Source organism: Chryseobacterium populi, from assembly GCF_000282115.1.
Taxonomy (GTDB): domain Bacteria; phylum Bacteroidota; class Bacteroidia; order Flavobacteriales; family Weeksellaceae; genus Chryseobacterium; species Chryseobacterium populi.
On record NZ_AKJY01000104.1, the window covers coordinates 1 to 10,588 of the forward strand.

Here is a 10,588-nt window from a genome sequence, read left to right on the forward strand (position 1 = left end):
TTTCCTTTCTTTTTGAGCATAAAAAAAAGACTGTCTCACTTTTGAGACAGCCTCTTATTTTTTCTTTGAAGCTTTAGCTGTTTTATTATAATCCAGACAGGTATTGATCCAGTATTCGAAATCTTCCGGCTTACGAAAGCCTGCAGGTTCCACATAACAATATCCTTTAAGCTGCTTCCCTTTCATAATCACGGGAAGAAAACCTGTTTTCCCGGCAACATCCTCTTCCAGATCCGGATTAAAACGACACATCAGGTTGTCACCACTTACATTGATGCACATTTTCCCATTAACCAGAAATGCCAGCCCACTGAACATTTTCTTTTCCTCCACTTCAATCCGGGGTATTTCGGAAAGCCGTTCACGAATTCGGTCTGCAAGCTGAATATTGAAAGCCATCTTTTAATTTTTTTTTGATATTTAAAATTAAATAAAAATCCCGGAAAACACTGCATTTTCTGAAACTTCTTTCAAACACAAATATTAATTAATTAAATTTTTATTTGAATTAATTATTGTTTTACGATAATTAATTATACATTTGCATTATCAATTAATTATTATAATCATGAATCAGACCAAAATTATTTCAAAGATTCTTTATTATTTATGCTTTGTGTTATCGGCAGGCTATCTGCTTACTTTTGTATATTCAGTGTTTTGTTTACTGACAGGGTTTGCCATAACTCCATACAAACAGAATCTGTATCTGCACATCAATTATCCATTCACAGAGCAGCCTTTTTTAAATATCGAAAATAATTCCCCGTATATTTTATTTTCATTTCTGACCGTTTTAATTACGTATGGGATTTTCTTCTTGCTATCGGCGAAAGTGTTCAGGGTTTTCTTTCAGCCAAAACTTTTCACGGAAGACCATATAACACAGCTTAAAAGATTTTACACCTATAATATTTTCTTCCCTTTGCCTGTTGTTGTTCTGGCAAGCTTCTTTGTAGAGGTCGAAAGTATCATCTGGGGACTGGTTTTTATCCATTTCATGTTAGGAATTTTCTGTCTGTTTCTTGCTAATATTTTCAGCCAGGGACTACATTTGCAAAACGAACAAGACCTATTTATATAATATGCCGATTATAGTCAACTTAGATGTAATGCTTGCCAAACGAAAGATGCAGAGTAAAGAATTGGCAGAACAACTGGGAATCACTCCGGTCAACCTATCCATTCTGAAAACCGGGAAAGCCAAAGGGGTCCGCTTCGATACCCTGGAAATGATCTGTAAAATCCTGGAGTGCCAGCCGGGAGATATTCTTGAATATAAGGAATGATGATGAGAGTGATGAGTGATGAGTTTTCGAGTATTCAGATAAATTCTCAGGATTAACTTTCAAAACTTTGGTGACATTGTTGTTCCATTAAAGTTTTCAGCATAACACCTTTTATCAACAGTTTTAAAATGCAATGGAAACGTTGCCAGGATTTCTATTACCCAAAATCAACACTATGAATACTTTAACAATTAGCAACCTTAATCTCACCTACAAAAATGGATTTCAGGCTATTAAAAACATTTCACTGGAAATCGGGAACGGAATGTTCGGCTTATTAGGCCCGAACGGAGCCGGAAAATCTTCTTTAATGAAAACCATCGTAGGTTTACAGAAACCCGGTTCCGGAAGTATTATCCTGAATGGAACTGATGTTTCCAAAGATCCCGATTACATTAAACAAAACCTTGGATTCCTTCCCCAGGATTTTGGTGTCTATCCCAAAGTTTCGGCCTATGACCTTCTTCAGCATATAGCCATACTGAAAGGGATTAAAGACAATTCCGGACGTAAAAACCAGATTTTAAACCTATTGGAAAAAGTAAACCTTTCTGATTTTAAAAACAAGGAAGTACATACTTTTTCAGGAGGAATGAGGCAGCGTTTCGGTGTAGCCCAGGCTTTACTCGGAAATCCCGGGATCATTATTGTTGATGAGCCGACCGCCGGGTTAGATCCAGAAGAACGAAACCGTTTCAACTCTTTACTCAATGATATCAGCAAAGAAGTTATTGTAATTCTTTCTACCCATCTGGTTGAAGATGTCCGGAATCTCTGCTCGGAAATGGCAATCATGAATCAGGGAAAGCTTCTGAGAAAAGGAAATCCGAATGGGCTGATCGCTGAACTCGAAAACAAAATATGGTCAAAACCGATTGATAAAAATGATCTGGAACAGTATCGGTCCAGTTATCAGATCATCAGTCAGCAACTGATTGAAAGAGAATTATACATTACCACATTCTCAGAAGAAAAACCCAAAGATTTCAGCCCGGTGAATCCTTTACTGGAGCACGTTTATTTCCATACTCTTACCCAAATACATTAACCATGAACGCCATATTTTTATTTGAAGCCGGACGCAGCATCAAGCGTTGGCTCGTGTATCTCATTGCCCTCATCCTGGTATTTCTCGGAGTTTTCTGCGGAAACCAGTTCAACCTTACTGTTGGAGAAGATATTTATTTAAACTCACCTTATACGATTGGTTTTATGACAGGGCTCCTGAGCCTCGCCATTATATTTTTTGCCATTATCTATTCCAGTCAGGTTCTTTTTAAGGATTGGGATTCAAAGTTTGATATTCTTATTTTCTCCTATCCATTTTCCAAACGAACCTATTTGCAGGGCAAATTCCTGATTTATTTTTTACAGACTTTTTTAAGTTTTGTGTTTTTAATGACAGGCTTTTTAATCGGACAGAATATGCGGACGGGCAGTGAAATACAATCCTATTTCAACCTGTGGTATTATGTGTATCCGCTCCTGATTTTCGGATTTATCAACTGTCTTTTAGTCTGTAGCTTTCTCTTTTTTATTTCAATGGTTACAAAGAAAAAACTTCTGGTCGTAGTTGGCGGGCTTTTGCTATACGTTGTATACATGATTGTGCTGATATTTTCCAATTCTCCTTTTATGGCCGGAAGCTTACCGCAATCCCTGGAAACCCAGCAATTATCAGCCTTTATAGATCCTTTCGGAGTTTCAGCTTATTTTTTTGAAGCGAGAACTTTTTCAGCACCGCAAAAAAATGAATTTGTTGTTCCGTTTTCAGGATATCTGCTGATCAACAGAATATTATTTCTGATTGTTTCAGGCAGTTTATTACTGATTTCTTACCGCTTATTTTCTTTTTCGAAATTTTCCGGCAAAAGGTTTAAAAATAAAAACCAGCAGGTTATTGTTCCGGCAAATTCCGGATTAAAAAATTATGCCGTTTCATCGACCGTTTTCGGGGATATTTCTGCATTAAAATCAATCGCTTCATTCGCAAAAATTGATCTTATCTATCTTTTCAGAAGCATTACTATCGTTGCTGTTTCCATATTGCTTTTATTCTTTATCGGGATGGAAATGTATGCTGAAATTGAAAAAGGAATCCGTCTTCCACAGAAATATGCGGGCTCAGGACTCATGTCTACAACTATTTCAGAAAACTTTCATTTACTGGGAATGTTAATTGTAACCTATTTTATCAATGATTTATATTGGAGAAGCCATGCCTCTGGTTTTTCACTGATTGAAAGAAATACGTATTTCTCGAAAAATAAACTGAGTGGCCACTTCCTGTCCATAAGCATTCTGCTTTTCTTTTTTACGGCAGTTCTTATTATTGAAGGGTTGGCATTTCAGCTTTTTTATCATTATTTCCACATCGACTGGAATGCTTATCTGGGAACAGTTCTTTTCAATACTTTTCCACTGATCCTCTTTTCCGGTTTTGTACTATTGATCAATGATGTGGTAAAAAACAGGTTTATAGCCTTAGGCATTTCAGTTCTGGCAGGCCTTACTTTTGCAGGTCCTGTTTCAAAAAAAATCATTCCGTCTCCTCTGTTCAGGATTTTCTCAGATTATAAAGGAACTTATAGTGATTTTAATGGTTATGGGATTTATTCGGTAGCTTTTGCAGAAAGGCTCTTATTCGGGTTAGGCTTAATTGTTCTTTCATGGTTGATTAATGAATGGATCAAAACTAAAAAATGGAATCCCAAAAAAACAGTTTTTACAGTGGCTTTATTAATTCTCGGAATTTTCACAGGCAACTTTTTTATGAAAGGTTATATTCCAAAGAAAGAAGAGGCTGCCATTGTAAAATCCATCAATTATGAAAAGAAATTCAGGGCCTATGAAAATCTTCCGCAACCAACAATCACCGATGTAATTACACAGGTTGAACTTTATCCTTCTGAAAACTCTTATCTGATCAGGGGAAAATATTTGCTGGTGAATCAGACTGATCAGGCAATCAATAAGGTTTTGCTTAATTTTCATCCTGATTTAAAAATAGAATCTGCCATTTTAAAAACAGGTTCTGAGTCAGCGAATATAGATCAGGAAGTCAATAAAATTCATTTAAGGCAACCTTTACAGCCTAACGAAACTGCCTGTCTGGATTTTAAAATTTCTTATCAGTGGTCTCCCGTAAACGGTCATGATTCGTTTAATGCCATTCTTGAAAACGGCTCTTTTACGCGGATCAGCAGATATTACCCTACTTTCGGCTATCAGAAAGGAAATGAAACCGAAGATGAAAAAATAAGAAAGGAATATAAGCTCGGAAAACCGTCAGAATTAAAAAAACTCGAAGCTCCGGAAGTCTTTACCAAAGATTTTATCAACCTGGATATGACTGTTTCCACAGAAAAAAACCAGACTGCGGTTGGAACGGGAGATCTCGTTAATCATTTTACAAAAGAAGAAAGAAATTATTTTCAATATAAAGCCAACAATATTCCGTTTCGTTTTGCAGTCTCTTCGGCGGCATACAAGCTTAAAAATGTCCTTTACAAAGGAATTACCATCAATGTATTGTATCATCCAAAACATGGGGAAAATGTAGATCACCTGATTCAAAATGCAAAGCTCACCCTGGATTACTGTTCTGACAATTTTGGAAAATATCCTTTTAAAACCATCACTTTTGCGGAAATCTCTTCATTTACCAGAGGTTTTGCAGCGACGGCCTATCCGTCAGCCATCTTTATGCCCGAAGATATGATTTTTCATGCCAATATTCATGCGGATAAAGAACAGGATGTGGTCAATGAGCTTGCGGGGCATGAGCTTTCCCATCTCTGGTGGGGAAACAGTCAGATTGATCCTGATGAGAGAGAAGGTGCCGTAATGCTTACCGAAACCCTTGCAATGTACACGGAAATGATGCTTTATAAAAAGATGCACGGGAAAGAAAAAATGATGGAAAGGATAAAAGTACATCAGCAGATCTATGACAATGAAAAAGGATTATCAGTCAACCAGCCCATCTATAAGGTAACAGGAGAAAATACTCATATTTCTTACTCAAAAGGAGCAATCGTTATGGTAAAACTCAGCGAGCTGATCGGTGAAGATAAAGTGAATGCAGCTTTGAAAAGCTTTCTGATCAAGAACCGATATCCGAAAAAACCTACTTCTTTAGATTTACTCAAAGAATTTTATAAAGTGAGCCCCGGCGAATCTTCAAAAAAAGAAACCGATAAACTTTTCAAAACAATATAGTTTTACAACCTCCGGAAATACGGAGGTTTTTATTTTGAACCATTAAGGAACAATAAGGTATTAAGCATTATTAAATTAAACTCCGCTTTTGAATAATGAGTCTTAAAATCTGAATGATTCATCTTAATCTGCCTTAATTTCTAAATATATCTTAATGGTCTGGATGATTTTGTGACTTTTGCCGTTAAAAGAATGTTCTGGAAAATTTCCGGTACACTTCATTTTCGTTGCGCTACCCGAAGTGGCGGGTGGTATTGATTTTATTTATTTTTCTTTAAAATATAATAGATTGCCTGGTCTTTTTCATCATTCATGGTGTAAGCAAACTGAAAAGAATATCCGTTGGCAGACATAAAATTAAGGGCATCCATCATAGAATTGAACTTCATATTCCTTCCTCTTTCATCTTTGATACTTGTTCCGTTTTTAAAAGATATGGATTTGGTTTCCTGCCCGAAATCAATCTCCACATTCACTTTTGTACTTAAAGAACGCCCCGTACCAATGATCTGAACATAATCTACATCAATATCTCTTATGGGAACATCATTAACAGTTTGTGAGAATGCAAAGAAGCTTACACAAATGGATAAGGCAGTAAATAATTTTTTCATAAAATAAAATTGTTTTCTGTTGCTAAATATAAAATAAATTTCAAAATCTCATTCAAAAAGGGTTAAAATAATAAATCCCTCAAATTTGAGGGATTTATTTATATCTAAGATTGAATCTTAAGCTTCTGCTGAAGGATTTGGGTTTTCAGCTGGTTTTTCACCTTCCGGTTTTGCCTGTCCTTCAGATCTTTCCGGTCTGCCCTGTCCTTCTGGTCTTGGTTTTCCTTCAGGTCTCGGAGGTCTTGGTAAAAGAACCTTTCTTGACAGTTTCATTTTCTTACGGTCATCATAACCCATGAATTTCACTTCCACTTCATCACCTTCTTTGTAAGGCACTTTGTCTAAACGTGCCCATTCAATTTCAGAGATATGAAGAAGTCCTTCAGTACCTTTTGCAATAGCTACGAAAGCTCCGAAATCCATTACCTTTACTACTTTTCCTTTGTAAACTTCTCCTATGACAGGAACGAAAGTAATTTCATTGATTTTAGCAACAGCTGCATTGATTTTCTCTCTGTCTGTTCCTGCAATCTCGATACGCCCGATTTCGCCAACCTCTTCGATCGCAATAACGGTATCCGTATCTTTCTGTAACTGCTGAATAATTTTTCCACCAGGCCCGATTACTGCACCAATGAAGTCTTTTGCAATCTCCATTACGACCATTTTCGGAGCGTGTGGCTTCACATCAGCTCTTGGCTCAGCAATGGTTTCAGTGATTTTATTAAGAATGTGTAATCTTCCGTCTTTTGCCTGCATTAAAGCCTGCTCCATGATATCCATAGAAAGTCCCTGGATTTTAATATCCATCTGACAAGCCGTGATACCGTCTGCAGTTCCTGTTACTTTAAAGTCCATATCTCCAAGGTGATCTTCATCTCCCAGGATATCAGACAGTACAGTCCATTTTCCTGACTTTTCATCAGTGATCAATCCCATTGCAATTCCTGAAACAGGCTTTGTAATCTGTACTCCCGCATCCATTAAAGCTAGTGTACCTGCACAAACTGTTGCCATCGAAGAAGAACCGTTAGATTCTAAAATATCTGAAACAATTCTGATGGTATATGGATTTTCTTCAGGGATGACCGCCTGTAATGCTCTTTGAGCAAGGTTTCCGTGTCCTACCTCTCTTCTTGAAGTTCCTCTTAAAGGTCTTGCTTCACCCGTTGAGAACGGCGGGAAATTATAGTGTAAGAAGAATTTTTCGTCATAGTTAGCCATAACGCTGTCTACCATATTGGCATCTTTTACAGATCCTAAAGTAACCGCTGTTAAAGACTGGGTTTCACCTCTTGTAAAGACTGCAGAACCGTGAGCTCCCGGAAGGTAATCAATTTCTGACCAGATCGGACGGATCGTTTTAGGATCACGGCCATCCAGACGGATATTATCTTCAAGGATCATCTGGCGCATTGCTTCTTTCTCTACATCATGATAATATACTTTTACGAAAGGTGTTACTCTTTCCAATTCCTCTACATTATCTACATATTGTGCTAAAAACTCTTCAAGAACAGCTTTGAATTTTTCTCCTCTCTCTTCTTTTCCTGAAGGCTGTTTTGCCACTTCATATACTTTATCGTAAGTTTCTTTCCACACTTTTTCACGGATGGCTTCATCGTGATTTTCGTGGTTGTATTCTCTTTTAGGGAAAGCTTTTCCTACTTTTTCAGCTAATCTTTCCTGAGCTTCGATCTGTTTTTTAATTTCAGCGTGGGCAAAGATGATGGCTTCAAGCATTTCCTGCTCAGAAATTTCCTTCATCTCTCCTTCTACCATTACGATTGAATCTTTAGTTGCTCCAACCATAATATCAAGCTCTGAATTTTTAAGCTCTTCATAGCTCGGGTTGATAGAAAGCTGACCGTCGAATCTTACTACTCTTACCTCTGACATTGGTCCGTTAAAAGGAATATCTGTAATAGCAATCGCTGCAGATGCCGCTAAACCTGCCAAATCATCCGGAATAGATTTTCCGTCATAAGAAATTAAAGAAATCATTACCTGTACTTCAGCATGGAAATCTTCAGGGAAAAGCGGACGAAGAACTCTGTCAACCAAACGCATTGTTAAAATTTCCTGATCTGAAGGCCTTGCTTCTCTACGGAAAAAGTTTCCGGGAATTTTTCCGCCTGCATAGAATTTTTCTCTGTAATCTACCGTTAAGGGTAAGAAATCTACACCGGGATTTGCTTCTTTATTGGCGACAACTGTTGCTAAAAGCATAGTTCCGCCCATTTTTACTACCACAGATCCGTCAGCCTGCTTGGCTAATTTCCCTGTTTCAATTGTGATTTCCCTGCCGTCTGCAAGTGTAATCGTTTCTGTAAACGCTTGAGGTATACTCATAAATTTTCGTCTGTTGTACTCCGTATTGAGTACGATTAATATTTAAACTATTTAAATTTTCGTTTGCAAAGGTAATGTATAATAATGATATATTAAATTTTCAAATGAATAAATAATATGGCCCTTCAGACTACTATGATTAAACATTTCTGATTTACTCATGAAAATTCATGCAAGAATTTAAAATTTGATTTATAAACCATAAAAACGAAAAGCAAGTTTTTCTGAAAGGTTTTCACGTTAAAAATCACAAGATCAAAATATTATTGTCTCAAAATAAGAAATATTGTATTTAAAAGCGAAATTGAACTAAATATTACCAGAAAAAAGATCAGAAAAGTTGCAGAGAAAAAAGTTGTTCCCCTATATTTGCCCTGTTCTTTAAAACAGATAAAAATTTAAAGATTTCCGGTTGACAACAACTGAAAGGGCTTTTGCAAATCTCTTTCATATAAATATGTGTGTTTATGATTAATAATGAAGTAAAATCGCAAGGCAGGAATTATACTGTTCCGCTTATTACCATCACTCTTTTATTTTTTATGTGGGGATTCATCACCTGTATGAATGACATTCTGATCCCCTATCTGAAACAGCTTTTCAAACTCACCTTCTTTGAATCGATGCTCGTACAGTTCTGTTTCTTCGGAGCTTACTTTATTGGTTCGCTCATTTATTTCTTTATTTCCATTTCAAAAGGAGATCCCATTAATAAAGTGGGTTATAAAAAGGGAATTCTTTTCGGAATTTTCCTGGCAGCTTTCGGATGTATACTTTTTTATCCGGCAGCTACTTTTTCTTACTATCCTTTATTTCTGGGAGCCTTATTTATTCTAGGCTTAGGATTTACAGTACTTCAGATTACTGCCAATGCTTATGTTTCTTTACTGGGCTCGGAAGAATCTGCTTCAAGCCGTCTGAATATGACTCAGGCTTTCAATGCATTCGGAACAACTATTGCTCCGGTATTGGGTGGCCATCTGATTTTTGAATTTTTCTCATCGCCGGACGGATCATTCAGCGCAGTGGCAACAAGAATTCCTTATTTGATTTTTGCGGGAATCCTGTTATTGGTTGCTTTACTTATCTCAAGAGTGAAGCTTCCCTCTTTCCAGATGAATGAGGATACAGAATTGGTGAAGGGTTGGGGAGCCTTACAATTCAGTCATTTAAAATTTGGTGTTTTTGCCATGTTTTGCTACGTTGGTGGTGAGGTGGCAGTGGGAAGTTTCATCATCAGCTTCCTGGAACAGCCTCAGGTAATGGGTTTTAACGAAATTATCAGTAAAAATTATCTTTCTCTTTATTGGGGCGGAGCGATGATCGGACGTTTTCTGGGGGCAATTTCTTTAAACCAATCTATCAGTCAGGGAAAGAAAGTTATTTATATGTTAGGAGCAGCAAGTCTTGTGTTCCTGGTTATTTTCAGCATTGTAGATCTTACGTTTGCACAGATCAGCTTTTTCATTGTATTTATCGTGCTTAATTTTATTGCGTTTTTTATCGGTAAAGCTGCTCCTGCAAGAACGCTATCTGTTTTTGCGGCAATCAATGTTATCTTACTGATCTCAGCAATGGTGAATCATGGCGAACTGGCTATGTACAGTATTCTGGGAATAGGAATTTTCAACTCGATCATGTTTTCTAATATTTATACGCTTGCCATCTCAGGCTTAGGAAAATATACCAGCCAGGGATCCTCTCTGGTCGTAATGGCTATTTTAGGAGGTGCTATCGTTCCTGTTTTCCAGGGATATCTTGCTGATCAGTTTGGAGTACAGCATTCTTTTATCATTCCTGTATTTTGTTATCTGGTAATTTTGATCTTCGGAGCTTACTGTACAAAATATCTCGGACATGTTGAAGCCGTTGAGTCCAAATCCGGCCATTAATAATTTAAGGAAACTATATACTCATCATTTTTTTTATTAACGCAAAGCTTTTAAAATCCAACTGCTTTATTTTAAGAAAAGCAGGAAACAGTAAGTGTAAAATAGTACATAGCTACTAATGAGATTCTTTTATGGATCTCATTTTTTGTTCCCCTCTTTTTAAGTTAACGTGAGTTCGATTTAAGCCGCAATTAATCTATCTTGATCAATGATGTCAGAC

At 36.9% G+C, this 10,588-nt stretch carries 8 protein-coding genes; 5 read left to right on the forward strand and 3 right to left on the reverse strand.

All coding sequences use genetic code 11. The features are described 5' to 3' along the window. Positions 1-54: 54 nt before the first annotated feature. Complete coding sequence (locus PMI13_RS18725) at positions 55-399, reverse strand: TfoX/Sxy family protein (protein ID WP_007846704.1); 345 nt, start codon at positions 397-399, stop codon at positions 55-57. A gap of 169 nt (positions 400-568) precedes the next feature. Between PMI13_RS18725 and PMI13_RS18730 the strand changes: the two genes are divergently transcribed. The 4 genes from PMI13_RS18730 to PMI13_RS18745 all read left to right on the forward strand — a co-directional run bounded on the left by PMI13_RS18730 (position 569) and on the right by PMI13_RS18745 (position 5,510). Further along, positions 569-1,084 carry a DUF2975 domain-containing protein gene (locus PMI13_RS18730; protein ID WP_007846706.1) on the forward strand — a complete coding sequence of 172 codons (516 nt, stop codon included), beginning with the start codon at positions 569-571 and terminating at the stop codon, positions 1,082-1,084. Between the two features lies 1 nt (position 1,085). Beyond that, positions 1,086-1,289 (forward strand): helix-turn-helix domain-containing protein, encoded by a 204-nt coding sequence (locus tag PMI13_RS18735; protein ID WP_007846708.1) that lies wholly within the window; start codon positions 1,086-1,088, stop codon positions 1,287-1,289. Between the two features lie 175 nt (positions 1,290-1,464). Next, positions 1,465-2,337, forward strand: coding sequence for an ABC transporter ATP-binding protein (locus PMI13_RS18740; protein ID WP_034670829.1), 873 nt, complete (start codon positions 1,465-1,467; stop codon positions 2,335-2,337). A 2-nt stretch (positions 2,338-2,339) separates the two neighbouring features. Continuing rightward, on the forward strand, positions 2,340-5,510 hold the full coding sequence (locus PMI13_RS18745) for a M1 family aminopeptidase (RefSeq protein WP_007846716.1): 3,171 nt from the start codon (positions 2,340-2,342) through the stop codon (positions 5,508-5,510). Positions 5,511-5,770: 260 nt separating this feature from the next. On the opposite strand, the gene PMI13_RS18750 is transcribed toward PMI13_RS18745, so the two are convergent. Together PMI13_RS18750 and PMI13_RS18755 are read right to left on the reverse strand one after the other, a co-directional pair. Continuing rightward, on the reverse strand, positions 5,771-6,124 hold the full coding sequence (locus tag PMI13_RS18750) for a hypothetical protein (protein WP_007846717.1): 354 nt from the start codon (positions 6,122-6,124) through the stop codon (positions 5,771-5,773). 117 nt (positions 6,125-6,241) lie between these two features. Further along, positions 6,242-8,476 carry a polyribonucleotide nucleotidyltransferase gene (locus PMI13_RS18755; RefSeq protein WP_007846718.1) on the reverse strand — a complete coding sequence of 745 codons (2,235 nt, stop codon included), beginning with the start codon at positions 8,474-8,476 and terminating at the stop codon, positions 6,242-6,244. A 467-nt stretch (positions 8,477-8,943) separates the two neighbouring features. Here PMI13_RS18755 and PMI13_RS18760 point away from each other — a divergent pair, with 467 nt between their 5' ends. Beyond that, positions 8,944-10,368: a sugar MFS transporter gene (locus PMI13_RS18760; protein WP_007846719.1), complete on the forward strand. Its 1,425-nt coding sequence runs from the start codon at positions 8,944-8,946 to the stop codon at positions 10,366-10,368. Positions 10,369-10,588 lie beyond the last annotated feature (220 nt).

What these genes read in the sequence shown, in the direction of transcription:
- PMI13_RS18725 (WP_007846704.1), bottom strand. Translation starts at nt 399, where the DNA reads ATGGCTTTCAATATTCAGCTTGCAGACCGAATTCGTGAACGGCTTTCC.
- PMI13_RS18730 (WP_007846706.1), top strand. Translation starts at nt 569, where the DNA reads ATGAATCAGACCAAAATTATTTCAAAGATTCTTTATTATTTATGCTTT.
- PMI13_RS18735 (WP_007846708.1), top strand. Translation starts at nt 1,086, where the DNA reads ATGCCGATTATAGTCAACTTAGATGTAATGCTTGCCAAACGAAAGATG.
- PMI13_RS18740 (WP_034670829.1), top strand. Translation starts at nt 1,465, where the DNA reads ATGAATACTTTAACAATTAGCAACCTTAATCTCACCTACAAAAATGGA.
- PMI13_RS18745 (WP_007846716.1), top strand. Translation starts at nt 2,340, where the DNA reads ATGAACGCCATATTTTTATTTGAAGCCGGACGCAGCATCAAGCGTTGG.
- PMI13_RS18750 (WP_007846717.1), bottom strand. Translation starts at nt 6,124, where the DNA reads ATGAAAAAATTATTTACTGCCTTATCCATTTGTGTAAGCTTCTTTGCA.
- PMI13_RS18755 (WP_007846718.1), bottom strand. Translation starts at nt 8,476, where the DNA reads ATGAGTATACCTCAAGCGTTTACAGAAACGATTACACTTGCAGACGGC.
- PMI13_RS18760 (WP_007846719.1), top strand. Translation starts at nt 8,944, where the DNA reads ATGATTAATAATGAAGTAAAATCGCAAGGCAGGAATTATACTGTTCCG.